Raw genomic sequence first — 25032 nt, forward strand, 5'->3', positions numbered from 1 at the left:
TCATTCCTTCATGGGCGCAGCAGCAGCCTGTTGTCCTCGCCGACCTGGCGCTGGTCAACCACGCGCAGGCGACGCTGCTGGTCCATGGCATCAATGCCGAGGCCAGCCAGCAGCGGGCGGCCGTTGTCGCCCAGCAGCGTGGGCGCCTGATAGAGCAGAAGCTCATCGACCCAGCCACCGCGCAGCAGCGCACCGGCCAGTGTCGCGCCGGCTTCGGTGTGCACTTCGTTGATGCCGCGCTCGGCCAGCAGCGCCAGCACCGCGCCCAGGTCCAACCGCCCCTCTGCGCTGGGCACGCTGGCGAATTCGGCGTCGGCCGCGTCCGGTGCGCTCACCGCCGCAGCGTGCAGGTACAGCGTCGGTGCCCCGCCCTCGCGCACGCGGCTGCATTCGAGCGAGCGCAGGCGCGAATCCAGCACCACACGCAGTGGTGCCATCACTTCGGTATCGGCCAGGCGCACGGTCAGCATCGGGTCGTCGGCCAGCACCGTGTCGGCGCCGGTCAGGATCGCACCGGCGCGCGCGCGCCAGTGCTGCACATCCTCGCGCGCGGCCGGCCCGGTGATCCACTTGGAGCTGCCATCGGCCATCGCGGTACGGCCATCCAGGCTGGCGGCCAGCTTCACCCGCAACCACGGCCGATTGCGCTCCACGCGCGACAGGAAGCCCTTGTTGAGCTCCCGCGCCTGCGCCGCCATCAGCCCTTCGGCGACCTCGATGCCGGCATTGCGCAGCAGATCGAACCCACCGCCATCGACCTTCGGGAACGGATCACGCATCGCCGCGACCACGCGCGACACGCCGGCTTCGATCAAGGCCAGCGCACACGGTGGCGTGCGCCCGTAGTGGGCGCAGGGTTCCAGGGTGACGTAGGCGGTGGCACCGCGTGCTTCGCTGCCGGCCTCGCGCAGGGCGAACACTTCCGCATGCGGGCCACCGGCGCGCTGGTGCCAGCCCTGCCCGACCACGCGTTCGCCGTGGGCGATCACGCAGCCGACCATCGGGTTGGGGCGGGTGGTATAGGCGGCACGCTCGGCCAGGCGCAGCGCGTTGGCCATGTGCAGGTGGTCGAGGACGGAGAACGAAGTGGTCATGCAGCCATGGTAACGCCGCCGGTGTTGATCCATGCCGTCAGTGCCAACCAACGGTTGGCACCCACCAGTGAATGCGGCCATCGGTGCCAACCAAGGTTGGCACCCCCAAGGCAGAGGCAGTCAGCCCTTCTTCTTCTTGGTCAGGGCGATCACATCGCCCAGCAGCTGCAGCTGTTCGGTACTGGACGGCAGGTCGCGCTCGAGCTTCTCGATCTCCTCGCGGAAATCGGCCACGTCCTCGAAGCTGCGGTAGACCGAAGCGAAGCGCACGTAGCCGACATGATCGAGCTTGCGCAGTTCGTTCATCACGAACTCGCCGACCTTGATCGAGGGCACTTCGCGCTCGCCGCTGATGCGCAGCTGGTGAACCACCGCACGCACCGCTGCTTCGATCTTGTCTTCGGCCACCGCACGCTTCTGCAGCGCGCGGTCGAAGCCAGCGCGGACCTTGCGCTGGTCGAACGCCTCGCGGGTGCCATCGCTCTTGACGATGGCCGGCAGCTTCAGTTCGACCGTTTCCAGGGTGCTGAAGCGCTCGCCGCAGGCTTCACATTCACGCCGACGACGGATCGTCGCGCCGTCTTCAGAGACGCGCGAGTCGATGACCCGGGTATCGGCATGTTGGCAGAAGGGGCAGTGCATGGAACGCCTGGCTCAGGAAAGTACCTATTGCCACGGTCATGGCAGCGTCGCAAAGGTACCTGAGAAAGGGCGCAGCGGCAAATGCTGTCTGCGCGGAAGTACCTGCATTTCGGCCAACCAGAGCGTCCAGTGAGGTCAGCAGGACCAGACGTTCAACCAGGTGCCGACGGCACCGGGGCCGCGCGTGCCCAGCGCAGCCACGCCAGGTGCCCGGCCATCACCAGCAGCGGCGGGCCGAACCCAAGGAAGGCCAGGGTCGAGATTTCCCCATGCTTGAAGGTGAAGTACAACGCGGCGGCGACCACGGCCAACGCGGCCAGCACCCCCAGCGCAAGGCCGACCCAGGCGACAACCGGTGATTGGCGCAGGCCGGCAACACCGCGCCACAGGAACAGGCCGCTCAGCCACAACCACGACAGCAGGCCGATGATTCCAGCCGACGACCACAGCAGCAACCACGTGTGCTCGTCGCCCGTCAGGTACTTGCCGTCCCATACGACCATCAGCCCCAGCACGGCACCCGTGCCGCCTGCTGCCACGGTGGGCAGGCCCACCAGCAGGCCGGCGATCGCCATCCAGCGTTTGTGCAGACGCTCATCCATGCGTTCGATTTCCTTCCATGGGCCACGTCATGCGCGGCGTTTGATCCACACCAGCATCGCAGCCGGCACCAGCATCGACGGGCCCAGCAGCAACAAGCCGATGCCTTCGGCATGCACGGCGATGCCCCACCACAGCGCCAGCCCCAGCGGGGGCAAGGCGGCGAGACCGCCCGCCAGCAGCATCCACCACCAGAGGCGGTGCACGTGCAGCCCGGCACGCCCCTGCAGCAGAAAACCCGCGCTGAGCCACAACCAGGCCAGGCAGCCGGCAATGCCGGCCAGGCCCCACAGCGGCATCACCGTCACCGAGGCCAGCGTGCCATGACCGAACTGGCCCAGCCCCATCAGCAGCAGCATCGTCGCCGCCGCGCCGCCCATCACCAGGCTGGGCAGGCCAAACAGCACCGCCAGCGCGGTGTACAGGTACTTGAGGTGGCGCTCATCCATGCGCAATTACTCCAATGCCGGGGTCAGAGCCCTTCCCTGCGGGAAGGGATCCGACCCCTGCGTCGATCCGGAAGGCGGGGTCGGATCCCTTTCCGCCAGGAAGGGCTCCGACCCCACTCTCCGATCAGCCGTAGACCGGGTACTTGCGGCACTGCGCGCTGACGGCGTCGCGCACGCGGGCGATGACCGCGTCATCGTTCGGTGCGTCGAGCACGTCGGCGATCCAGTTGGCCAGGTCGACGCAATCCTGCTCGACGTAACCGCGGGTGGTCACCGCCGGGGTGCCCAGGCGCAGGCCCGAGGTCACGAACGGCGAACGCGGGTCGTTCGGCACCGAGTTCTTGTTGACGGTGATGTGGGCCTTGCCCAGCGCGGCTTCCGCGTCCTTGCCGGACACGTCCTTGCCGATCATGTCCACCAGCATCAGGTGGTTCTGGGTGCCGCCGGAGACGATCTTGTAGCCACGCGCGATCAGCGTGCTGGCCATCGCCTGGGCGTTCTTCACCACCTGCTGCTGGTAGGCCTTGAAGCCCGGCTCCAGCGCTTCCTTGAAGGCCACGGCCTTGCCGGCGATGACGTGCATCAGCGGACCGCCCTGGATGCCCGGGAACACGATCGACTGCAGCTTCTTGACCAGGTCTTCGTCGGCGCCCTTGGCGATGATGATGCCGCCGCGCGGGCCGCGCAGGGTCTTGTGGGTGGTGGAGGTGACCACGTGGGCGTGTTCCAGCGGGCTCGGGTAGACGCCTGCGGCGACCAGGCCGGCGACGTGGGCCATGTCGACGAACAGGTAGGCGCCGACCTTGTCGGCGATGGCGCGGAAGCGCGCCCAGTCGATCACCTGCGAGTAGGCCGAGAAGCCGGCCACGACCATCTTCGGCTTGTGCTCCAGGGCCAGGCGCTCGACTTCGTCGTAATCGATCAGGCCCTGGTCGTTGACGCCGTACTGCACGGCGTTGAACAGCTTGCCCGAGGCATTGACCTTGGCGCCGTGGGTGAGGTGGCCACCGTGGGCCAGGCTCATGCCGAGGATGGTGTCACCCGGCTGCAGCAGGGCGAAGTACACGGCCTGGTTGGCCTGCGAACCGCTGTGCGGCTGCACGTTGGCATAGTCCGCATCGAACAGCTGCTTCAGGCGGTCGATCGCCAGCTGCTCGGCGATGTCCACGTATTCGCAGCCACCGTAGTAGCGCTTGCCCGGGTAGCCTTCGGCGTACTTGTTGGTCAGCTGGCTGCCCTGGGCTTCCATCACCGCCGGGCTGGTGTAGTTCTCGCTGGCGATCAGCTCGACGTGGTCTTCCTGGCGCTGGGTCTCAGCGGCGATGGCCTTGGCCAGTTCGGGATCGTAGGATTCGATGCGGACGTCACGCGGGAACATCGGGTACTCCAGCAGGCAGGGAAAAGGGGGTACGGCTCAGCCCTCGATTGTAGCCCTGCACTGGCCCGCTGGGGCCGAAACGGACGGGGCCGGCATCCCCGAAGGAATCCGGCCCCGTATGGTTTCGATTGATGTTGTGGGGTCAGAGCCCTTTCCGTTGGAAAGGGATCCGCCCCCGGCCGCGATCCTCAGCGACTGAGCACGTACTGGGCGATCACACCGGTGGCGATGGCCACCAGCAGCATGTTGCCGCGATCATCCCGGATCCACTGATGGCCGTACGGCGGGCGGCGCAGGTTGTAGCGAGGGTAGTCGTTCACCACGTAGACCGGGCCGCGGTAGTAGTCGCGGTAGCGGTGGCCGACCTTCCAGCCATAGCCCGGGCCATAGGCCGGGCGATAGACCACGCGCGGCGGTGCCGGGCGGTAGTAGCGATCATGGTCACGGTGCCAGTCGCGGCGGTCGCGTTCCCAGTCGCGCCGGGCCTCGCGGCGGTCGCGCTCCCAGTCGCGGCGGTCCTGGCGCCACTCACGGCGATCCTCGCGCCACTCGCGGCGGTCGTGGTCGCGGCGATGGTCGTTGTCGGCGAAGGCCGGGGTCACGGCGCCCAGCGCCAGCACAGAGGCCACGGCGCCGGCCATTACTCGATTGATGCGCATGTCAGACCTCTGCTTGGGTGGGTGGTGAGCCCATATTGCGCAACCGATCTGAACCGTTTCCGGCTGGAAACGCTTCCCGCTGCAGGACTGTGACGGAGTATTCAGGCCACGGCCAGCCTGCGCGGCTCCGGCCGGGCGCGGGCCGGAACCGGTTCCGGCTATAATTGGCGGTATTCCATTCCAGTCTGTGCCCGCTGCCGCAACGGGATGTTCCCGTGACGGGTCGGGCGCAGGGCCGCGCCTACGGAGACCGCATGTCCTCGCAATACATCTACACCATGAACCGCGTGTCCAAGGTGGTCCCGCCCAAGCGGCAGATCATCAAGGACATTTCCCTGTCCTTCTTCCCGGGCGCGAAGATCGGCCTGCTGGGCCTGAACGGCGCCGGCAAGTCCACCGTGCTGAAGATCATGGCCGGCGTGGACACCGATTTCGAGGGTGAAGCCCGCCCGCAGCCCGGCATCAAGGTCGGTTACCTGGCGCAGGAACCGGAACTGGACCCGAACAAGACCGTGCGCGAGTCGGTCGAGGAAGGCGTGGGCGAAGTGCTGCAGGCCCAGGCCGCGCTGGAGGCGGTGTACGCCGCCTACGCCGAGGAAGGCGCCGACTTCGACGCGCTGGCCAAGGAACAGGAGCGCCTCGAGGCGATCCTGGCCGCCGGCGACGCGCACACCCTGGAAAACCAGCTGGACGTGGCTGCCGATGCGCTGCGCCTGCCGCCGTGGGATGCCAAGATCGCCAACCTGTCCGGCGGTGAAAAGCGCCGCGTCGCACTGTGCCGCCTGCTGCTGCAGAAGCCGGACATGCTGCTGCTCGACGAACCGACCAACCACCTCGACGCCGAGTCGGTGGAATGGCTGGAACAGTTCCTGGCGCGCTATACCGGCACCGTGGTGGCGGTCACCCACGATCGCTACTTCCTGGACAACGCCGCCGAGTGGATCCTGGAACTGGACCGCGGCCGCGGCATTCCGTGGAAGGGCAACTACACCGAATGGCTGGTGCAGAAGGATGAGCGCCTGAAGCAGGAAGAGAACCAGGAAAAGGCCCGCCAGAAGGCGATCCAGAAGGAACTGGAGTGGTCGCGCCAGAACGCCAAGGGCGGCCGCTCCAAGGGCAAGGCCCGTCTGGCCCGCCTGGAAGAGCTGCAGTCGCAGGATTACCAGAAGCGCAACGAGACCAACGAAATCTTCATCCCGCCGGGCGAGCGCCTGGGCAACATGGTGATGGAGTTCAAGAACGTCTCCAAGAAGTTCGGCGACCGCCTGCTGATCGACAACCTGTCGATGCTGATTCCGCCGGGCGCGATCGTCGGCATCATCGGCCCGAACGGCGCCGGCAAGTCGACGCTGTTCAAGATGATCACCGGCCAGGAGAAGCCGGATTCGGGCGAGATCGTGATCGGCCCGACCGTGCAGCTGTCCTACGTGGACCAGAGCCGCGACAAGCTGGAAGGCAACCACAACGTCTTCCAGGAAATCGCCGGTGGCCTGGACATCCTCAACATCAACGGCATCGAGATCCAGTCGCGCGCCTACATCGGCCGCTTCAACTTCAAGGGCCAGGACCAGCAGAAGATGGTCGGCTCGCTGTCCGGTGGTGAGCGTGGCCGCCTGCACATGGCCAAGACCCTGCTGCAGGGCGGCAACGTGCTGCTGCTCGACGAACCGTCCAACGACCTGGACATCGAAACGCTGCGTGCGCTGGAAGACGCGCTGCTGGAGTTCCCGGGCAACACCTTCGTGATCTCGCACGACCGCTGGTTCCTGGACCGCATCGCCACGCACATCATCGCTTTCGAAGGCGACTCGCACGTGGAGTTCTTCCAGGGCAACTACCGCGAGTACGAGGAAGACAAGAAGCGTCGCATGGGCGACGATGCCGCGCCGAAGCGCCTGCGCTTCAAGGCGCTGAAGTAAGAAAGGAAGAACGGCCGCGCTCTGCGCGGCCGTTCTGCATTCGGGTAGGTCACGACCGTTGGTCGTGACACCTTATTGTTGCGAGACGCCCCATGTCCCTGTTCGAACGCCTGTTCCAGCTGCAGCAGCACGGCACCACCGTGCGCACCGAGCTGCTGGCCGGTGTCACCACCTTCCTGACGATGTCCTACATCGTCTTCGTCAACCCGGAAATCCTCGGCACCACCGGCATGGATGCGGGTGCGGTGTTCGTGGCCACCTGCCTGGCCGCTGCGCTGGGTTCGGCGGTGATGGCGCTGGCGGCCAACTTCCCGGTCGGCATGGCACCGGGCATGGGCCTGAACGCGTTCTTCGCCTTCACCGTGGTCGGTGCCGCCGGCCTGCCGTGGCAGCAGGCACTGGGCGCGGTATTCATCTCCGGCCTGGTGTTCCTGGTGCTGTCGCTGACCGGTGTGCGGGCGTGGCTGGTGTCGGGCATTCCTTCGTCGCTGCGCTCGGCGATCGTGGCCGGCATCGGCCTGTTCCTGGCGATCATCGCGCTGCAGAAGTCCGGCGTGATCGTCGGCAATGAAGACACGCTGGTGGCGCTGGGCCCGTTGAATACGGCGCCGCCGCTGCTGGCACTGGCCGGCTTCCTGCTGATCGCGGTGCTGGAAGCGCGCCGTATCCGTGGCGCGATCCTGATCGGGATCCTGGCGGTGACCGGCGCGGGCTGGGCATTGGGCGACGTGCAGTACCAGGGCCTGGTCTCGCTGCCGCCGAGCCTGGCGCCGACCTTCCTGCAGCTGGACCTGCCGGGCCTGCTGCACCACAACGGTGGCGCGCCGATCGCCGTGTTGCTGCAGGTGGTGCTGGTGTTCGTGCTGGTGGAAGTGTTCGATGCCACCGGCACCCTGTATGGCGTGGTCGGTCGCGCCGGACTGCTGAAACTGCCGGGCGCGCAGAAGCGATTCGGCCGCGCGCTGCTGGCCGACAGCACGGCGATCGTGGCCGGTTCGCTGCTGGGCACCAGCAGCACTACCGCGTTCGCTGAAAGCGCCTCGGGCGTGCAGGTGGGCGGCCGCACCGGCCTGACTGCACTGGTGGTGTCGGCACTGTTCCTGGCCGCACTGCTGTTCTCGCCGCTGGCGGCGATGGTGCCCGGCTATGCCACCGCACCGGCGCTGCTGTTCGTGGCCGGCCTGATGCTGCGCGAACTGGTGGACGTGGACTGGAGCGACCTGACCGAATCGGTGCCGGCCGCACTGTGTGCCCTGGCGATGCCGTTCACCTACTCCATCGCTAATGGCCTGGCGTTTGGCTTCATCGCGTATGCGGCGCTGAAGGCCGGCACCGGCCGCTGGCGCGAAGTGCATCCGGCGGTGTGGCTGGTGGCGGTGCTGTTCGCGCTGCGCTACGCGTTGGAATAATCGGGGCGCGATGCCGGCCAGCGGCCGGCACTACCGGATGGTGATTCACCTGCCACCCGGGGCACGATGCCGGCCAGCGGCCGGCACCACCCGGCGCGGGGTTCACCTCCCACCCACGGTGCTCTGGGATGATGCGGGCATGGTTCGGCCCGACCTTCCCACGGATCCGTCTTCGCCGTTGCGCCGCCGGTTGCTGCGCGCGGCAGTGCTGGCGCCGTTGGCCGCTACGCTCGCCACCCTGCCCGGCTGTTCGCTGCCGGTGCAGGTGGATGGCACCTTCCTGCAGCCCTGGCGCAGCCATCTGCAGTGGGGCCCGGCCGACTGGCAACGTTCGTTGAAGCTTGCCCACGCGCTGGGCTGCCGGCAGCTGGTGCTGCAGTGGACCGGCATCGTCGGTGGCAGCGATGGCGACTGGTCGCTGCCGGACAGCAACCTGCAGCAGCTGTTCACCGCCGCCAGCGAGAACGACATCCGCATCCGCGTTGGCCTGCCCTTCCAGCAACGCTGGTGGCAGGCCATCGGCGCCGACGACGCCACGCTGCAGGCGTTCCTGGCCGACAGCCTGGCGCACGCGCGCAGCTGGTTGGCACAGGCGCCGTGGGCGCAGCAGCCCGCCTTCGGCGGCTGGTACCTGCCCTACGAACTGGAGCAGTTCCACTGGGCCGATCCGGCCCGCCAGCAATGGCTGGCGCAGTGGCTGCACGGGCTGGCGCAGGCCGCCAGCGCGCGCGGCGGTGACTGTGCGATCTCCTGCTACTTCAGCCGCCTGCAGACCGACGGCGACCTGGTCGCGCTGTGGCAGGCGGTGCTGGCACGGGCCGCGCTGCGGCCGATGGTGCAGGACGGCGTGGGGGTGGCCGGCGCCGGCAACGTGCAGCAGCTGCAACCGCTGCTCGGCCATTTCCGGGCACAGGGCATCGGGTTCGATGCGATCGTCGAACTGTTCCGCGAACTGCCCGGCAGCCCCGCCGACGGCAGCGCGTTCAAGGGCGAAACCGCAGATGCCGCGCGCATCCAGCGGCAGCTGGCGTGGGCGCACGACAGCGGTGCGCAGCACGTGCTGGTCTATGCACTGGAGCCGTGGCTGACCCAGGACACGCCGCAGGCCGCGGCGCTGCGACGACGTTGGGGCCTGCCTCAGTAGGAGAGGATGGCGGTGGCGAACAGGCCCTTGGCGCGCTGCGTATCACCGCCGCCGATCGCGAAGCGGTACTGCACGGTCAGGTCCAGGTAGGAACGCGGCGTGTTGTAGTGGTCTTCGCGGAACCAGTAGCGCACGCCCACGCCCGGCCCTGCGCCGAGTGACCAGCTGCGCTGCGTATCGTTGAGTGCGAACGACTGCGCCGGGAACAGCGGGTAGCGGATGTCGCGCACGCGCGAGCGCTGGTCCAGCCAGTCCGCCCCCACCACCACATACGGCGTGACCACCCAGTGGGTCCGCCCGGCACCAAAGCGGAAGCTGCGGCCGGCACGCAGTTCACCGGCAGCGAACCACTGTTCGCGATGCAGGCGCCCGTTGGCATCGCCCACCCGGCGCACCGGCGTGCCATTGGCATCGAGTGCGTCGAGGGTGAAATGCGCGCTGTTGTCATCCCACGTGTAACCGCCCTGCGCGTAGCCACTGACCATCCACCACTGATTCACGTCGGTGCGCAGGTCGGTGCCGTGGTAATAGCCGTAGGTCAGGTAGGACATCCAGCCACCGGAACCGCTGGCCAGGCGGTAGCGGGCCAGTGTGCTGGCTTCCAGTGGCGGGTTGCGGGCCAGCTGCAGGCTGCATTGCACGGCCGCCGAAGCGGGGTAGACATCGCCCGTGCGGGTGGCGCTGCCGAGGAACTGGCGACGCTCGATGCCGGCGCTCAGGCCGGTCTGGCCGAAGGCGTAGCGCAGGCCGAACGAGGCGATGGTGGACGGCCAGCCGGTGGTGGAACGCGAGCGGCTGAGCCGTTCGGCGCGTGCGCGTGCATCGGGCGTCGATTCGCCGGTGCACGGGTCCACGGCGCGGAGCGACTCGTAGGTGCCACCCTGGTCGTACAGGGTGTTGAGCAGCCGCGCGTAAAGCTCCAGCGCGCCGTGCTGGTCATTGAAAGCCGGCGGGCGCCAGAACGCTTCAAGCGTGCTGAACACCGAATCACCCGGCGTACTGATCGCCGCGCCGCCGACATTGGTCGCCGCCTGGCGCGCGCCACGGAAGCCGGCCGAGGCGATCACGCCCCACTCGCGCGAATAGTTGGCGATGGCATTGCGCACGTTGTAGCGCTGGTGCGCATCCAGTGGCAGCTCGCCGGCATCGGCACGATCAATGGCCGTCCGCAGCAGGGTCACCGCCTGCGGGTGATCGCCGTTGGCCGCGCTGGCGTAGGCCTGGTCAAGCACCACGCCCTTTGGTGCCCTGCCGGTCGCCTCGGCGGCACGGAAGTCGGCCAGTGCGCGCGCCGGCTCGTGCGCCTTCTGGTTGAGGTAGCCGCGCTGCATCAGCGCCTCCGCATCGTCAGGGCGCTGTGCCAGCGCCGCATCCAGACGCTGCCGTGCTTCGTCCTGCTGGCTGCGGTTGCCTGCCGCCAGCGTGGTGGTCAGCAGCCCCTGCAGGCTCGCGTCCTCCGGTGCGAGCTGCACGGCCTGCCGCGCCTCGCCGATGGCCTCGGCGTAGTCCCGGCGCGCGTAGGCCGCGTAGGCACGCTGCGCGGCGCCACCGTCGCCCTGCAGGTCGGCCGGCATCAACTCGCAACGGTTGCCGCTGTCGCCAGACTGGCAGTGCTGGAACGGCGCCGGATAGGTCTGCGCGCTCATGCGCGGACGCTCGCGACTGGAACGGACCGCCTTGGCGCGCTGCTCGATGCCCTGCTGCAGCAGCTGCTGCGCGCGTGCATCGCTGGCATCTGCTGGCAATGCCGCGCGCAGCGGCGCCAGCAGTGCAGCCGCACGTGCGCGATCCCCAGCGGCCAGGGCCGCATCCACCGCCAGCAGGCGCACGTTGCGCTGCTGCGTCGTTGAGCCCGGCATGGCGAGCGCGGCGTCGAAGTCCTCGTTGGCGAGCAGGCTGTTGCCCTGGCGCTGGCGCAGGTAGCCGCGCATCACCCGCGCATTGAGATCCTGGCCGTCGGCCTGCAACGCCTGGTCGGCACTGCGCTCGGCGTCGGCCAGCTGCCCCTGCTGCAGCTGCGCGGTAATCAGCAGCAACCGGTACGTCGCCACCTCCGGTGCCAGCTCGACAGCGGCACGTGCCTGCGCAACGGCCGCGGCATCATCCTGCGTGGACAGCGACCGGTACGCCTGCTGGGCCTGCAGCAGCGCGCGCTGTCGATCCAGCGCCACGCGCCGTGCGCGCAATGCCTCGACATTCGGCGCGCCCAGCTGCAGCGCGGTGGCAATGGCGGCGTCGGCCTGTTCGGGCTGCTGCTGTGCTTCCAGCGCGGCCACCCACAGCATCGCCCAGGCGCCCTGCGTTGGCTGCTGCCGGAAGGCCTGCTCGGCCTTGCTGGCTGCCTCTCCCATCCGCCCGGCGTCATAAGCGGCGTAGGCCTCGGTGGCCAGCGCGTAGGCCTGCTGCCTGGCGCGGTCTGCGCCGCTGCCAGCCACGCGCGGTGGGGAGGGTGCGCGCCCGCTCCTGGCATCCGGAGGCGTGCTGCGCGCAGCGGTGGCAGCGGCCAGCGCCGGCAACGCCGGATCCTTCAATCCCGCATCCAGTGCACGACGTGCCTGCTGCTGGGCCTCGGCACCCCGCCCCAGTTTCTGCAGCGCATAGATCTGCAACAGGCGCAGCCGCACCACGTCCGGGCGCAGCCGGATCGCTTCGGTGGACTGCCGGTAAGCCGCCGGGTAGTCACCGCGCTCATAGGCGGCAAACGCCTGCTCGGCGACGCGGTAGGCCGCACCGGACAACGGCAGTGCTGCATCGGCCTGGGCCAGCACCGGCGCGGCCGCCGTGGCCAGTGCCACGGCAATGACGGAGGACAGCAGCGTGGTCTTCATGCTGGCAAGGCTCCGGGAGGCGGCGACTGCAGCGCCGCCGCACGCCGGCGCTGTTCCTGCATGGCCTGGGCCACGGCGTCTTCGGTGGTGATGCCCTGCTTGACCAGGTAATCGCCGATGCGGCCGTCGCGCTGCGGCTTGTACGCGTCCAATGCGATCTCGAAGCGCGCGTGGTCGATCAGGCGCATCTCCACCAGCAGGTCGCCCAGCAGGGGCACGTTGTCCAGCTGCCAGTGCCGGTCGCCGCCGATCAGGCGCAGGCCTGCGTTGATTTCGCTTTCGCGGGCAATGCTCTGTTCGATGTGCTCGCTGCGGGTTTCCTGCTTCAGCAGTGCCAACGCTTCTTCGGGCAATGGGCTGGCCACGGCCAGCCGCAGGGTGCCCTGCTGGCGCGGTGGCAGCGGCAACATGCGCCATTGCACGCAGGCATCGGCACTGACCGGGAAGTGGCAGGCGCGCAGGTAGTCCACGTCAATCACCGCACGAGGCAGGTCGCCCTGGAAGGCGATCGCCTCGGCCAGGGTCTCATCATCCAGCCACCCCTGGGTGAGCAGGATGCGGCCCAGCGGCTGCTGCCGGCCGTCCTGCTGCTGCTCCAGTGCCTGCTGCAGGCGCTCCGGCTCCACCGCCTGCCAGGTGGTCAACAGTTCGCCGAGCTGCTTGCGCGTCTGCACCAGCTGCGCCGCGTCCGGGAAGTCGTGCATGGTCTTGTCCCAGACCATGCGCTTGCCGAACAGCAGGTAGGCCAGGAACACCTTCCACGCGCGGGCGGTGGCCATGAAGTTGATCATGTTGCCGACCACCATCCGCGGGATCGACATCAAGGCATGCTCCCAGCCGTACAGCCGGTTGACGAAATAGAAGCGCTGCACGACGCGGGTGGCCAGCGCTGCGGTGGTCAGCAGCGCCACCGTCATCTGCCAGGTGCCGGCCTGGAACACGCTGGGAAACTGCATCGTCCACACCCCGGACATCTTCAGCAGCCAGAACAGCAGCAGCTGCAGGAAGATGAGGTAGGCAATGATGCTGACGAACGAGGTGATGATGCCCTTGCGGTCGCGCGCCAGCAGGTACTTGGTGGCCAGCGAGCCGCGCCAGCCCAGCGACTCCCAGCTCTGCAGGCCGATGCCCAGCACCCAGCGCGCCTTCTGCCGGTACGAGGCACGGAAGTTGTCGGGGAAGTACTCGCGCACGCACAGCGCCATCTGCTGGGTGCGCTCGCGCACCGGCCCCCAGCCGAACCAGGACGGGCGACGCACGCGGAACTGCACCGGGAAGCGGGCGAAGATCGACTGCATGCCCATCGCCGCCAGCCGCGCACCGACGTCATAATCCTCGGTGAGGCTGTCGGTGTTGAAGGGCTGGTTGTCGGTCTGCGCGCTTAGCGCCAGCAGCGCGCGCCGCGAGAAGCAGGTACCGACGCCCGCCGATGGCACCATGCCGGAAACACTTTCACGCACGACCAAATCCTTGGCGTGCCATTCGGCGAATTCGTCCATGTAGACACCGGCAACCAGCTCATACCACTCGCGGTCCAGCGAGGTGACCGGCAGCTGGATCATGTCCTTGCGCGGCAGCAGGTAGTTGTAGAAGCGCAGTTCCATCGGATGCAGCACGTCCTCGCTATCGTGCAGGATCACCCCGGCGAACTCGATGTCGTGGCGCTTCTCGTAGTCGAAGATCGCCAGGATCAGCCAGTTCAGGCAGTCGGCCTTGCTGGTCGGCCCGTCGTGCGGCACTTCCACGCGGCGCAGGCGCTTGTAGCGGCGGCGCATGCGCTCGACCTCATCGATGGTCTGCTGGTCGTTGGGATAGGTGCCGACGAACACGACGTACTCGCGGTAATCGAGCACGTTGATCATGTTCTCCACCATCTGCGCGATGACGTCGTACTCCATCCACGCCGGCACCATGATCGCCAGCGGCTGCTGCGGGCGCTGCAGCAGGTCGTCCTGGGTCAGCGGCCGGTAGGCATCGCGGCGCTTGATCGTGAGCGCGCGCCAGCTCTCGCGTACCCAGTACCAGACATCGATGAACAGGTCATCGAGGCTGGAGATCAGGATCAGCACGGCCACCGCCGCCGCCGTGGTTTCCAGGGCGGCGTAGTAGTTGGCCAGCTGGATGTTCCAGAACAGACCGTCCACGGTGGATCAGTGCCCTGTGTTGGCGGACTTGCGGCGACGCACCTGGGTGACGCGGGCGGCCAGCAGCGCGAACACGATCACGCCGACCAGCAGCAGCAGCCAGACCATGTGCCGTTCCCACTTCGATTGCGGGTTGCCGTCCTGCGCGATACGCGTGCCGTAGGGATCCTGGCGGTCGAATTCGCGCACGGCATCACTGCCGTCGAGCACGGCGAGATCGCCCCGCAGCAAACGGAATGGGGCGCCGAACGGCGGTGACTGCGCACCGAGGTCGCTGTAAACAACGCCCAGCTGGCCACCGGACGACCCCACCTGCACCACCGCGGCACGATCCAGCCCGCTCACATCCAACAGCGGTTGCGGCTTGCCGCCGATCAGCAGGTGGCCATCCTTCAGGCCGGCCATATCGACACCGGATGGCGCCACGCCGAACGCCAGCCACGGCGCGCCCGGGCTGACCACGGCACCGGCTTCGACCACCTTCAGTTCCGATGCCTCCGGCGATGCGCCCACTGCGCTGGTCACCGCGATGACCTTGCCCAGCGAGGCCGGCGCATCCTGCAGCCAGGTGCCGGGCACGAACACCTGGTTGCCGCGCGACAGCTGGCTGCTGGCACCCACGAAGTCACTGCCCAGCGAACGCTTGGCCAGGGTCAGGTGGCTGCTGGGCAGGATCGAGACCGGATAGCCCGTGGCCGGATCGTGGCAGTAGGGACGCGCCGGCTGGCGCAGGAAGCTGACACGGATCTCGTTGCGTGCCGACAGCGCGTAGGCCGGCACCTTGGCCACCAGCCGTTGCGGCTGGCCGTTGGCCGACAGCACCTTGCCACCCAGCAGGTAATCGTTGAGGTAGATCGTGGCGACCGCGCCCTGCCCGGCCGCGTTGGGGGCCGCCGAGACATCGATCACCACCTGCTCGGGCAGGCGGCCATCGGCCGACAGTGCGCCGAGGTCGAAGCTGGCGCTGCGGTCGGCGCGGGTCACCACATCCATGGTGCCGGCGATGTTGCCGAGCCGGCTCAGCAGTACCTGGTCACCATCCAGTCTGGGCGTGCCCGCTGCGCTGACCTGCAGGCTGCGGCCCAGTGCATAGCTGCGCCACTGCTCGGCGAGCAGCCCGGCGACCTTGCCCGCCGCCGCCGGGTCGACCACCAGCGTCGGACGCCCGGCCACGGCCACCACGCTGACCGACGCGTTGGCGGCGGGCTTTTCCAGGCCGCCCATGCCGGTACCGCGCCACGCGGCGAACGCGGTGCCCGCATCGGCCCCCGCCGCACCGACCTGTACGGCCAGCGCATCCAGCGCCGCACGCACGCCGGCGCGCAGTGCATCGCTGCCGATCATCACATCGGCGGCCAACGGCCCGCTGTCCCGCAATGACAGCAGCGCGCCGACTTCGGCCAGATCCCTGATCGCATGCGCGCGCTCACCCGTGGCCAGCGCGGCGTAGGCCGGCACGCCCTGCAGGCTGGCCGGGATGCTGATACCGGCGAGGTCAACGCTGTCACCGACCTTGGGCAGGGCCACCACCTGCACCTGTTTGCCCCCGGCCTGCAACGCGGTACCGATGCGCCAGGCCGCATCGTAGGCCGGTGCCTGCAGCGCCTTGCCATCCACCAGCAGGCGCACCCGCGGTGGCAGCGCCCCCCACGCCTTGGCAACGGTATCCACGGCGCGGCCGTCGAAGCGGTAGCTGAAACGCGAGTCCGGCGACAGCCGCAGCACATTGGCCGGCGCGCTCTGGTCGGCGCACTGGTAATCGGACACGATCGACCACCAGCCGACGCCGACCCGTACGAAGCCGCTCTGGCGGGGTTCGCCATCGATGGCCAGCAGCTGGCTGGCATCGCCCTGGGCATCGGTGATCGAACGCGCCGCGATCGGGTCGCCATCGACCGACCACAGGCCCGAGGTGCGCCCGGCGTGGCCGCGCACATAGCGCCCATCCAGCTGCAGCTGCGCGTCGCGGGTGGCCACACCGGCCGGCACCGGCAGGTAGACCTCGCGCTGGCTCTCCTGCCCGCTCAGCACCAGTGGCTGGCGGAAACCGAGTTCGCGCAGGGTCATCTGCCGGTTCACCGTGCTGTCGCTGCTCCATTCGGTGAACTGGCCGGCGACGCTGTCGGCGGCATGGGCACTGCCAACCACGCCCGACAGGACGAACGCAGCGGCGGATGCAAACAGGGAAGAGCGGCCGGTCTGGGTCATGGCGTCACTTCGCGTGGATGGGGTGGACGGCGCCGCTGCTGCGGACGCCGGGCGAGAATTCGGGAAGGGGCGCACCGCGCAGGGCGGCGACGATGCGGGCGCTGGCGCGGCCATCCCCGTAGGGGCTGGCATCGGGGTCGAAGCGGGCCGGCTGCGGGGGGCGTGCCAACACCGCGTTGACCGCATCGACGATGCGCGAGGGCGTGGTGCCGACCAGCGTGACCACACCGGCTTCGACCGCCTCCGGCCGTTCGGTGACATCGCGCATCACCAGCACCGGTTTGGCCAGCGCCGGGGCTTCTTCCTGCACGCCACCGGAGTCGGTGAGGATGACGTCGGCGCGCTGCATCAGGCGCACGAAGCGCAGGTAATCCTGCGGTGGCACCAGGTGCACGTTGTCGAGGTTGCCGAGGTGGGCATTGACCGGGCCCTGCACGTTCGGGTTGAGGTGCACCGGGTACAGCACCTGCAGGTCCGGCCGCCGTGCCAGCTCGGCCAGCGCACGGCAGATGTCCTCGAAGCCCTGGCCGAAACTCTCGCGGCGATGGCCGGTGACCAGCAGCAGCCGGCGGCCGGGGTCGAGCATATGGAAGGGTTCGTCGGCCTGCGCACGCAGTGCCGGATCGGCATCCAGCCGCTGCACGGTCTGCTGCAGGGCATCGATGACGGTGTTGCCGGTGACCAGGATCTGCCCGCCCAGGTGCTCACGGGCCAGGTTGGCGCGCGAGCCGGGAGTGGGTGCATACAACTGATGGCCGACCACATCGATCACCCGCCGGTTCATCTCCTCCGGCCACGGCCGGTGGATGTCGCCGGTGCGCAGGCCGGCCTCGACATGGCCGATCGGGATGCGGTGATGGAACGCGGCCAGGGCCGCGGTCATCGCCGTGGTGGTATCGCCATGCACCAGCACGTAGTCGGGCCGGACCTGCGTGTAGAGCGCGTCAAGCCGTTCGAACAGCCTGGAACACAGGCCATTGAGGGTCTGGTTGGGCACCATGACATCGAGGTCATGGTCGGCGGTGATCTCGAACAGCGCCATCACCTGGTCGAGCATCGCCCGGTGCTGCCCGGTGATGCAGACCACCGATTCGATATCCGCAGCGTGTGCCAGGGCGCGCACCAGCGGCCCCATCTTGATGGCTTCCGGTCGCGTGCCGAACACCGACAGGACCTTCACCGGAGCGCTCCCGAAAGCCGGCGCGGAAGGGGGCAAGCAGCAGTAGCCACGTCTGGATCCTTTCGGCGTTGCCGTCCAGCACCCGCAGGCAGGAGACGGTCACCTCATGAGGAAACTCCAAATTCGCGACATACATCACACTAAGGCGTCTGTATGCGCGTCGTGGCATCGATCTTCATCGTTGCAGGATCAAGACGCAGTCAACGCCGCCCGTGAGCCGGGCGACGTTGCGGCGGAACGCAGCAGGGGCAGCCGCCGGGGCGGCCTTACTCGTACTGGATGGTGAACGTGGCCTGGCCGTTTGCGACACCCGCGCCCACCGTACCGGCCTGGGTCTGCACGTAGCGCGCGCGCAGCGGCAGCGCCATGACGCTGGTACCCGGCGCGGTGGTGCCAACGTTGATGGTCTGGCCGAAGCGCACTTCACGCTCGGTGCTGCCATCGCGCTGGACCATCTGGATGCCGATGCGGGTGGCACTGTTGCTGGCCGCGCTCAGCTTCAGCACGCCCGGCATGTTCGAGCTGTCCTGGTCGGCATCGAGGCGGATGCCGATCTTGCTCTGGTAGGCGGCAACGTTGCTGCCCTGGCAGTTCAGGCGGATCTCGAAGTCGCGATCAACGGCCTTGGAGCCGACACCAGTGAAGGTGGTGTTGGGCACGCTGCCGAAATCGACGGCAATGTTGCGGCTGCCGGCCTGCACTTCACAGGTCGGACTGACCACGGTGGTGCCCGAGCCCTTGAACGTCGAGGTCAGTACCGGGCGCCCGGGGCCATCGCCGTCGAAGTAGTAGTTGGTGAAGCGGCCGTTCGGCGCGATCACGCCCGAACCGGTCTGCGCAGCGGTCTTGATCAGCTGGATGCGGAACTGGCCACCGATGAGGCTGACCACGGAACCGCCACCGAAGTTGATCGAGTGCGGGTAGTAGGTCTGGATCGCACCCGAATCGCGGTACAGGCGGATGCCGACGCCTGCCACATCGGTTTCATAGACGTTCGAGAAGCCGGCCACGGGGCGCTTCTGCGCTGCGTTGACGTACTCACCGATCGAACGACCGCCAGTCCAGGAATCGCAGCGGGCAACGCTGTTCTGCTGGGTGATCGGTTCACTGATTTCCTTGATCACGCCGCCGACCGGGGTGCTGGGCAGGATCACGATCTGGCCCATGTCCATGGTCACGTCCTGGGCGATGAACCAGCTGTTCTGGATGCGGCAGGCGGCGCTGGCCTGCTGCGCCAGCAGCACGCCGCCCAGTACGGCCAGCGCGGCCAGCGCCTGGCGGCCACGGGAAGAAATCATCGGCATGCTGCCTCCAGCGGGATGAAGCCGGTCTTGGACGCATCGGCGCCCGCCGGCACCTGGTAATCAATGGTGCAGCGCTGGTCGGCACCGGCGCCCCACTCGACCTGCAACTGGCCCTGGTTCTTCTCGCTGCGCACGTACAGGCGGCCGCCCTGGCTGACCATGCCGACCGGCTGGCCCTGTTCGTCCTTGACCTGCGCACCGAACGGCATGCTGCGGCCATCGGCGTTGCGCACCTGGATCAGCAGCGCGTTGCCCTTGCGGGTGTCGAAGCGCAGGTAGCTGATGGCACCGGCGAACGGCGCGATGGACTGGCTGGTGCTTTCCAGTTCGACGTCGTGGGCCATGCCCTGCGGATCGAGGGTGACGGTGTTGAGGCGGTACGGCGACACGTACGGCACCACGGCGTAGCCGCGGCCATCGACGCGCAGGCCCGGCGCGTTGCTGACGATCGCATCGCGCGCGCCCGGCGCTTCGACCAGCACCATGGTGTCGCCGCGCTGCGGGGTGAAGGTGAAGCCGCCCGGATGCACGACCACGCTGCCGTTGGCACCGACCGACGCCTGGCGGAAATCACGCGAGTGGCTGTAGGTGGCGTTCAACGCCGAGTAGCGGCTGCGGTACTCGGCATTGCCGACCGCAGTGGTGCCACCCTCGCGGGAATCGGACAGGGCCACGCCGTAGCTGAAGTTGTTGTCGACGCCGGCCGAACCGGTGATGCCGACGCGGCTGTTGTCGTAGCCACCGCGGTCGCGCGCGCCAAGGTCGGCGCTGAACGACACCGGGTGGGTGCCCCGGCCCAGCGGCACGCTCATCGACAGCAGGTACTGGGTATCGGAACGGCCGAGCACGCCTTCTTCGGTGCGCAGCGCCGAGAAGCCGTAGTTCACCGAGCGCCAGGCGTTGTTGTAGCCCACCTGGTACTGCTTGGAGGTGCCGGAACGGTCGTAGAAGTCACGCACCGAGCCGGTCACGTACAGCGCACCGCCACGTCGGCCCAGCGGCTGGTTCAGCGTTACCTGGAACTGGCTGCGCTGACGGCCACGGGTGGTCGGATCGATGCCGCGCTTGTCCGAATCACGGCCATACAGCGCGTCCTGCAGGCTGTAGAAGCCTTCAGTGGAGTAGCGGTAGGCGGCCAGGGTCAGGTTGGTCCCGGTCTCGCCGATCATGTTGCTGTAGCTCAGCCGCACACTGGCGCCGGTATGGCTGCCGTAGTGGTCGAACGAGGTCCGTGCATGGGTGACGTCGGCAGCGAAGGCACCGACGCGCGTGGACAGGCCGACACCGTACAGCAGCGACAGGTAGCCTTCGCTCAGCGCGCTGCCGCCGTACAGGGTCAACTGGTTGCCGATGCCACGCTGGTAGGTACCCTGCACCAGCCACGGCTCATCGGCCAGCAGCTTGTTGCGCACCTGGCCGGCGGTCAGCGAGTAGCGCGACACGCCTTCGCGCAGCATCTGCGGCACAGAACCGAACGGCACCTTGAATTCGCGGCGGCGGCCGTCGGCCTCGATCACGCTCACTTCCAGGTCGCCGCCGTAGCCGGTCGGGTACAGGTCGTCGATGACGAAGCTGCCCGGCGATACGGTGGAGGAGTAGATCAGCTGCTGGTTCTGGCGCACTTCGATGCGCGCGTTGGTTTCGGCAATACCGCGCACGACCGGCGCGTAACCGCGCAGCGAATCGGGCAGCATGCGGTCGTCGCTGGCCAGGCTGGCACCCCGGTAGCCGATCGAATCGAACAGCTCGCCCGTGGTGTAGGCCTCACCAATGGTGAGCATGCCGCGCACCTGCGGGATGCCGCGCTGCGCATAGGTGGCAATGCTCTGCCAGTGGCGGCCGTTGCCTTCGGACCAGGTCAGGTTGGAATCGTGGCGGAACTGCCAGCCTCCCAAGTTCAGGCCGGCGTTGAGGCCGAGGTAGGCGCTGCGATTGCGCTGCCCCCCTTCAACACGGCTGTCGCTGTCGATGGCGTTGAAGCTGTAGCCGACGAAGCCAGCGTTGATGCCGCGGTCCCACAGCGACGGATTGACGTAGCCGCGCGCCTCACGGCGCAGGAACACCTGCGGGATGCTGAGGTCGTAGCGCAGGTTGCCGCTGTCATAGATGCCATAGGCATTGGCCATGCGCCGCTGTACCGGCACGCAGCTGTTCGTGTCGGTCGGCAGCGTCGGGTCCTGCTGCAGCAGCACGGCCTCGCTGTCCACACCCATTTCTTCCAGCATCGGCAGCGGCAGGCAGGCGTCGACGCGGCCCTGCTCATCGGCCTTGAACTGCAGATCGCGACGGCCCTGCCAGCCACCGTTGACGTAGACGTCGACACGGTAGGTGCCAGCCACCATCGGGTTGCCATTGGTGAAGGAGGCCAGGTCGACCTGCTTGGCCTGGCCGGAGAGGAAGCTGGAGTTGAACTGGGCCGACTCGGGTGCACGCGCATTGGCCGCACCGCTCTGCGCCATCAGCGCCTGTTCGCCGAGATTGGCCGGCGCAGCCATCGCCCATCCTGGGCAGGCCACGCCAGCAACCAGCAGGCAGATCGCCTGGTGGATCGACAATGTCAATCTGTTTCCGATCACACTGACATTCCTTCAATTCGCCGCACGGCGGCGGTGGCGGGATGCGCAGGCCCATGGCCGGCGCGGCGCGTTCAGCCCCCGGTACTGCCGAGGCGGACCGTGTGCTCCACCCGACCGCCGTAATCGTTGATGGTGATGAAGCGCACCTGGTCGGAGCCCGCCGGTGCGGTGAACTCCAGGCTCTGCTTCGGCGCGACCATGGCGCCCTTGTCCTCGACGGTCTTCTCGCTGCTGCCGGTCACGGCATGCACTTCGGCCAGCGTGACGTGGAAGGGGCTGGGGTTTTCCACCCGCAGGCGATCGCCCGTGCGGGTCCAGCGCAACGCTGCCGGCGCGTCGTTGGCGACGCCCTTCAGGCCCTGCGGCCGGTAGAACAGTTTCAGGCGCGAACGGAACGCGACCTGCAGGTAATTCTGGTCGCCGCTGTCGGCGTTGTCGGGCGACGGCGGCACATCCAGCACGTTGAGCCAGAACACCGACTCACGGTCGGTCGGCAGCTGCGCACCGGAGAAGATCACGCGCAGCGCCTGGCTGCGGCCCGGCTCGACACGCGCGATCGGCGGCGTCAGTACAAACGGGGCGTCGCTGTTGTCGGCGGTCTGGTTGGCGTCGCCGCTGTCAATCCAGGCCTGGACCAGCGCCGGCGAATCGCCCACGTTGTCGACCTGCACGGTCACTTCGCGCGCCTGCGCCGGATAGATCACTCGCGTGCCGTTGACCACCACGCCGGCCAGAGCGTTCTGGCAGAAGGGCAGCGTGAACGCTGCCAGCAGCAGCGCCCGGGGAAAGATTGCTTTCATCGGAAGTACTACGCTCGAGGGGTGTGGCCAGGGGCCGCGAAGCACTGGCCGGCGCGTACGCCGGCCAATGCGGGTACGACGACGATCAGTTGTAGATGATCGTGTACTTGACGCTGCTGGTGACGTCGCCCGGGGTGGCGGCGGCAGTGGCGTAGTACTCAGCGTAGTAGTTCAGATCGGCCGAGCCGTCGGTGCCGACGGTGACCCACTGCGAGTTGGTCTGCGCCAGGCCAGCGCCGGCAGCCTTGATCGGCAGGAACTGGTTGTTCGAGCCCAGCAGCTGCAGCTGCACGTTGGTGGCAGCGTTGGCCGAGGCCTGGTTGACCAGGCGGCCGCTGTTGAAGTCGACGGTCGAACCCGGCTCGAAGTAGGTGGCGACGTTGCCGGCGCTGCACTTGGTCAGGTTGATGGCGAACGGGGTACGGCCCGCAACGGCACCGGCGGTGGCCAGGGTGTTCTTGGACACGGTCGGCAGGGTCACGGCGAAGTCCTTGCCGCCCGGGGTCGAGATGGTGCAGGTCTTGTCGGTCACCTTGCCATTGAAGGTGATGGTGCCGTCGGCGGCGTTGGCGGCCAGCGGAGCGGCGGCCAGCATCAGAGCGGCAATGAGGTTCATCTTGTGCATTCGCTTTTACCTAACCCTACTGAAGAGATGAGAAGTAGAGGAGGAAGCAAGGAGCACTGCCGGGCTAACAAGACCCATCCTTGCGTCTCACCTGTGGCCGGACTCGGACATACCTCTCCCTGAATCCGTGACGCAAGTATAGGCACAACTGTGATGAAAGTCTCATTATTTTTCTGAACGCCAATTCATTGACGCCTTAAATGTGACGTGTTAGGCGAATCACAGCCTCGGGGTGCGGGGGTTTTGACGCGGGGCGCGGTCACGCTACAAACGACTGGGGATGTCGCATTGCGCGACGCGTTCGGCACGCGCGGAAACAGGCATTTTTCAGGGGGAATTTGGCTTCTTTGATGCGCATCACTCTTTCTTGGTGATGGCCCTAGCAGATTCGGAATCGTCCTATTAAAGGTTGATCGATCCTGTCGCTAACTAGGACACACCGAACCAGAGAACGTGTCATGAGGAACTCCATTCTGCTGTGCGTGGCCCTGATGTCCGTCAGTGCGCTGGCCCAGGCCAGCAGCGGCAGCATCCGTTTCAGCGGCCGTATCGCCGAGCCGGGCTGCACGACGAACCTGTCCCAGGGTGAGCTGAGCCTGGCGGCCTGCCCACCGTCGGCCAAGGGCTCGACGGTGGCCGTGACGGCACTGGCCGATGGCCAGGCGGCGACGCTGCGTGACGGCAAGCGCCAGGGCCAGAAGCTGTCGGTGTCGGCCAGCGCGATGCGCGCCGGCGATATCGCCTTCTCCGAGCGCTACAGCGTGCAGGCTTCGAAGCAGCAGCCGCTGCAGGGCGCCTATCTGGTGGTCGTCGACTACCTGTAAGCCCTGCAGGCCGGTATTACTCCGGCTGCGGCAATTCGAACACCTGGCGCAGGTAGGCCAGGTAACCCGGGTCGTCGCACATGCTCTTGCCCGGCGAATCGCTGAGCTTGGCCACCGGCTGGCCGTTGCAGCGGACCATCTTGATGACGATGTTGAGCGGCGTCGGGCCCAGGTCATTGGTCAGGTGGGTGCCAACGCCGAACGCGACCTGGCAGCGACCGCGGAAGTAGTCGTACAGCCGCATCACCTTGGCGATGTCGAGCCCATCGCTGAACACCAGCACCTTGCTGCGCGGATCGACCCGGCGCTGCTGGAAATGCGCCAGCATGCGGTCGCCCCAGTCGAACGGATCGCCGGAGTCATGGCGCACACCGTCGAACAGCTTGCAGAAATACATGTCGAAGTCGCGCAGGAACGCGTCCAGGCCGACCACGTCGGACAGCGCGATGCCAAGATCGCCGCGGTACTCGCGCGCCCACGATTCCAGTGCTGCCACCTGCGAATCACGCAGGCGCGGGCCGAGCGCCTGGAACGCCTGCAGGTACTCGTGGGCCATGGTGCCGTGCGGGGTCATGCCATACAGGCGCGCGAAGTGGACGTTGCTGGTACCGACCAGCTGCGGGCCGAGCGCGTCGCGCAGCAGCGGCAGCAGGCGGGCATGCCAGTCACGCGAGTAGCGGCGGCGGCTGCCGTAGTCGGCGATGCGGCAGTGCTCGAAACCGGGGGTATCGCGCAGCAGCGCGGCCTTCGCCTGCAGGCGGCGCTCGCCTTCGGCGAAGTCGGCCGTGGTGGTGTTGCGGAACCAGACTTCGTTGATGATCGCCAGCAGCGGCACTTCGAACAGGATGGTGTGCAGCCACGGGCCGGTGATGTCCAGCTCGATCTCACCGGGCACGGCCGTCGACGCACGCAGCTGGATGTACTTGCGGTCCAGATGGAACAGGCCGAGGAAATCGGCGAAGTCCGGCTTCACGAAGCGCAGGCCACGCATGTAGTCCAGTTCCGCGTCGCTGAAACGCAGGCTGCACAGGTGGTCGATTTCCTCATCGATCTGGGCGATGTAGCTTGCCAGGTCGATGCCGGGGGTGCGGCACTTGAACCGGTACTGCACCTGGGCGCCGGGGTGCTGGTGGAGCACCGCCTGCATCATGGTGAACTTGTACAGGTCGGTGTCGAGCAGGGACTGGATGATAGGCATGGGGCGGATTATGCGCCCGGCGGAGTGAACCGTGGGCGCGGCGAGTGGAGC

Annotated in this window: 18 protein-coding genes and 1 pseudogene; 4 read left to right on the forward strand and 15 right to left on the reverse strand. The window is 67.7% G+C overall.

Annotated elements, in window-relative coordinates; translation table 11 throughout:
- Positions 1 to 8 precede the first annotated feature (8 nt).
- The 6 genes from ribD to VG566_RS10780 all read right to left on the reverse strand — a co-directional run bounded on the left by ribD (position 9) and on the right by VG566_RS10780 (position 4822).
- Entirely contained in the window at positions 9 to 1094 is a 1086-nt protein-coding gene (gene ribD / locus VG566_RS10755; protein WP_197561548.1) for a bifunctional diaminohydroxyphosphoribosylaminopyrimidine deaminase/5-amino-6-(5-phosphoribosylamino)uracil reductase RibD, read from the reverse strand.
- Positions 1095 to 1214: 120 nt separating this feature from the next.
- Positions 1215 to 1736, reverse strand: coding sequence for a transcriptional regulator NrdR (gene nrdR, locus VG566_RS10760; protein WP_010481984.1), 522 nt, complete (start codon positions 1734 to 1736; stop codon positions 1215 to 1217).
- Positions 1737 to 1888: 152 nt separating this feature from the next.
- A complete protein-coding gene (locus VG566_RS10765) occupies positions 1889 to 2338 on the reverse strand; it encodes a hypothetical protein (protein ID WP_032962449.1) in 450 nt (149 codons plus the stop codon).
- A 27-nt stretch (positions 2339 to 2365) separates the two neighbouring features.
- Positions 2366 to 2785, reverse strand: a complete 420-nt coding sequence (locus tag VG566_RS10770; RefSeq protein WP_014645915.1) for a hypothetical protein — start codon at positions 2783 to 2785, stop codon at positions 2366 to 2368.
- Between the two features lie 124 nt (positions 2786 to 2909).
- A complete protein-coding gene (gene glyA / locus VG566_RS10775) occupies positions 2910 to 4163 on the reverse strand; it encodes a serine hydroxymethyltransferase (RefSeq protein WP_241884631.1) in 1254 nt (417 codons plus the stop codon).
- Between the two features lie 188 nt (positions 4164 to 4351).
- Positions 4352 to 4822, reverse strand: coding sequence for an RcnB family protein (locus VG566_RS10780; RefSeq protein ID WP_049408719.1), 471 nt, complete (start codon positions 4820 to 4822; stop codon positions 4352 to 4354).
- Positions 4823 to 5076: 254 nt separating this feature from the next.
- On the opposite strand from VG566_RS10780, the gene ettA reads away from it, so the two are divergent.
- The 3 genes from ettA to VG566_RS10795 all read left to right on the forward strand — a co-directional run bounded on the left by ettA (position 5077) and on the right by VG566_RS10795 (position 9294).
- Entirely contained in the window at positions 5077 to 6741 is a 1665-nt protein-coding gene (ettA, locus tag VG566_RS10785; RefSeq protein WP_005415249.1) for an energy-dependent translational throttle protein EttA, read from the forward strand.
- 92 nt (positions 6742 to 6833) lie between these two features.
- Positions 6834 to 8150 carry an NCS2 family permease gene (locus VG566_RS10790; RefSeq protein ID WP_032962452.1) on the forward strand — a complete coding sequence of 439 codons (1317 nt, stop codon included), beginning with the start codon at positions 6834 to 6836 and terminating at the stop codon, positions 8148 to 8150.
- A gap of 139 nt (positions 8151 to 8289) precedes the next feature.
- On the forward strand, positions 8290 to 9294 hold the full coding sequence (locus VG566_RS10795; RefSeq protein ID WP_230548470.1) for a DUF4434 domain-containing protein: 1005 nt from the start codon (positions 8290 to 8292) through the stop codon (positions 9292 to 9294).
- On the opposite strand, the gene VG566_RS10800 is transcribed toward VG566_RS10795, so the two are convergent.
- From VG566_RS10800 to VG566_RS10835, 8 genes and pseudogenes are all read right to left on the reverse strand, one after another.
- Positions 9288 to 12122 (reverse strand): NfrA family protein, encoded by a 2835-nt coding sequence (locus VG566_RS10800; protein ID WP_241884630.1) that lies wholly within the window; start codon positions 12120 to 12122, stop codon positions 9288 to 9290. The two genes, VG566_RS10795 and VG566_RS10800, sit on opposite strands and share 7 nt — an antisense overlap.
- Positions 12119 to 14266: a glycosyl transferase family protein gene (locus VG566_RS10805; protein ID WP_197561546.1), complete on the reverse strand. Its 2148-nt coding sequence runs from the start codon at positions 14264 to 14266 to the stop codon at positions 12119 to 12121. The genes VG566_RS10800 and VG566_RS10805 overlap by 4 nt, the downstream gene beginning before the upstream one ends.
- Positions 14267 to 14272: 6 nt before the next feature.
- Positions 14273 to 16474: a hypothetical protein gene (locus VG566_RS10810; protein ID WP_069118008.1), complete on the reverse strand. Its 2202-nt coding sequence runs from the start codon at positions 16472 to 16474 to the stop codon at positions 14273 to 14275.
- A pseudogene (wecB, locus tag VG566_RS10815) lies at positions 16471 to 17654 on the reverse strand (non-hydrolyzing UDP-N-acetylglucosamine 2-epimerase). The gene VG566_RS10810 and the pseudogene wecB overlap by 4 nt, the downstream one beginning before the upstream one ends.
- A 266-nt stretch (positions 17655 to 17920) precedes the next feature.
- Complete coding sequence (locus VG566_RS10820; protein WP_032962457.1) at positions 17921 to 18958, reverse strand: fimbrial protein; 1038 nt, start codon at positions 18956 to 18958, stop codon at positions 17921 to 17923.
- Positions 18949 to 21513 (reverse strand): fimbria/pilus outer membrane usher protein, encoded by a 2565-nt coding sequence (locus tag VG566_RS10825; protein ID WP_197557177.1) that lies wholly within the window; start codon positions 21511 to 21513, stop codon positions 18949 to 18951. Before VG566_RS10825 ends, VG566_RS10820 begins: the two co-directional genes overlap by 10 nt.
- A gap of 92 nt (positions 21514 to 21605) precedes the next feature.
- Positions 21606 to 22334: a fimbrial biogenesis chaperone gene (locus VG566_RS10830; protein WP_014645904.1), complete on the reverse strand. Its 729-nt coding sequence runs from the start codon at positions 22332 to 22334 to the stop codon at positions 21606 to 21608.
- 85 nt (positions 22335 to 22419) lie between these two features.
- A complete protein-coding gene (locus VG566_RS10835) occupies positions 22420 to 22959 on the reverse strand; it encodes a fimbrial protein (RefSeq protein ID WP_014645903.1) in 540 nt (179 codons plus the stop codon).
- A 458-nt stretch (positions 22960 to 23417) separates the two neighbouring features.
- Between VG566_RS10835 and VG566_RS10840 the strand changes: the two genes are divergently transcribed.
- Positions 23418 to 23783, forward strand: coding sequence for a hypothetical protein (locus tag VG566_RS10840; protein WP_014645902.1), 366 nt, complete (start codon positions 23418 to 23420; stop codon positions 23781 to 23783).
- A 16-nt stretch (positions 23784 to 23799) separates the two neighbouring features.
- Here the strand turns inward: VG566_RS10840 and pncB are convergent, their stop codons facing one another.
- Positions 23800 to 24981, reverse strand: coding sequence for a nicotinate phosphoribosyltransferase (pncB, locus tag VG566_RS10845; protein WP_014645901.1), 1182 nt, complete (start codon positions 24979 to 24981; stop codon positions 23800 to 23802).
- Positions 24982 to 25032 lie beyond the last annotated feature (51 nt).

It is taken from the genome of Stenotrophomonas sp. CASM114 (assembly GCF_049384325.1).
Classification (GTDB): domain Bacteria; phylum Pseudomonadota; class Gammaproteobacteria; order Xanthomonadales; family Xanthomonadaceae; genus Stenotrophomonas; species Stenotrophomonas muris.

Coding starts and splice junctions, on each gene's coding strand:
- ettA (WP_005415249.1), top strand. CDS start 5,077: ATGTCCTCGCAATACATCTACACCATGAACCGCGTGTCCAAGGTGGTC.
- nrdR (WP_010481984.1), bottom strand. CDS start 1,736: ATGCACTGCCCCTTCTGCCAACATGCCGATACCCGGGTCATCGACTCG.
- VG566_RS10840 (WP_014645902.1), top strand. CDS start 23,418: ATGAGGAACTCCATTCTGCTGTGCGTGGCCCTGATGTCCGTCAGTGCG.
- VG566_RS10780 (WP_049408719.1), bottom strand. CDS start 4,822: ATGCGCATCAATCGAGTAATGGCCGGCGCCGTGGCCTCTGTGCTGGCG.
- VG566_RS10795 (WP_230548470.1), top strand. CDS start 8,290: ATGGTTCGGCCCGACCTTCCCACGGATCCGTCTTCGCCGTTGCGCCGC.
- VG566_RS10835 (WP_014645903.1), bottom strand. CDS start 22,959: ATGCACAAGATGAACCTCATTGCCGCTCTGATGCTGGCCGCCGCTCCG.
- ribD (WP_197561548.1), bottom strand. CDS start 1,094: ATGACCACTTCGTTCTCCGTCCTCGACCACCTGCACATGGCCAACGCG.
- glyA (WP_241884631.1), bottom strand. CDS start 4,163: ATGTTCCCGCGTGACGTCCGCATCGAATCCTACGATCCCGAACTGGCC.
- VG566_RS10820 (WP_032962457.1), bottom strand. CDS start 18,958: ATGCCGATGATTTCTTCCCGTGGCCGCCAGGCGCTGGCCGCGCTGGCC.
- VG566_RS10800 (WP_241884630.1), bottom strand. CDS start 12,122: ATGAAGACCACGCTGCTGTCCTCCGTCATTGCCGTGGCACTGGCCACG.
- VG566_RS10810 (WP_069118008.1), bottom strand. CDS start 16,474: ATGACCCAGACCGGCCGCTCTTCCCTGTTTGCATCCGCCGCTGCGTTC.
- VG566_RS10830 (WP_014645904.1), bottom strand. CDS start 22,334: ATGAAAGCAATCTTTCCCCGGGCGCTGCTGCTGGCAGCGTTCACGCTG.
- VG566_RS10790 (WP_032962452.1), top strand. CDS start 6,834: ATGTCCCTGTTCGAACGCCTGTTCCAGCTGCAGCAGCACGGCACCACC.
- VG566_RS10765 (WP_032962449.1), bottom strand. CDS start 2,338: ATGGATGAGCGTCTGCACAAACGCTGGATGGCGATCGCCGGCCTGCTG.
- VG566_RS10770 (WP_014645915.1), bottom strand. CDS start 2,785: ATGGATGAGCGCCACCTCAAGTACCTGTACACCGCGCTGGCGGTGCTG.
- pncB (WP_014645901.1), bottom strand. CDS start 24,981: ATGCCTATCATCCAGTCCCTGCTCGACACCGACCTGTACAAGTTCACC.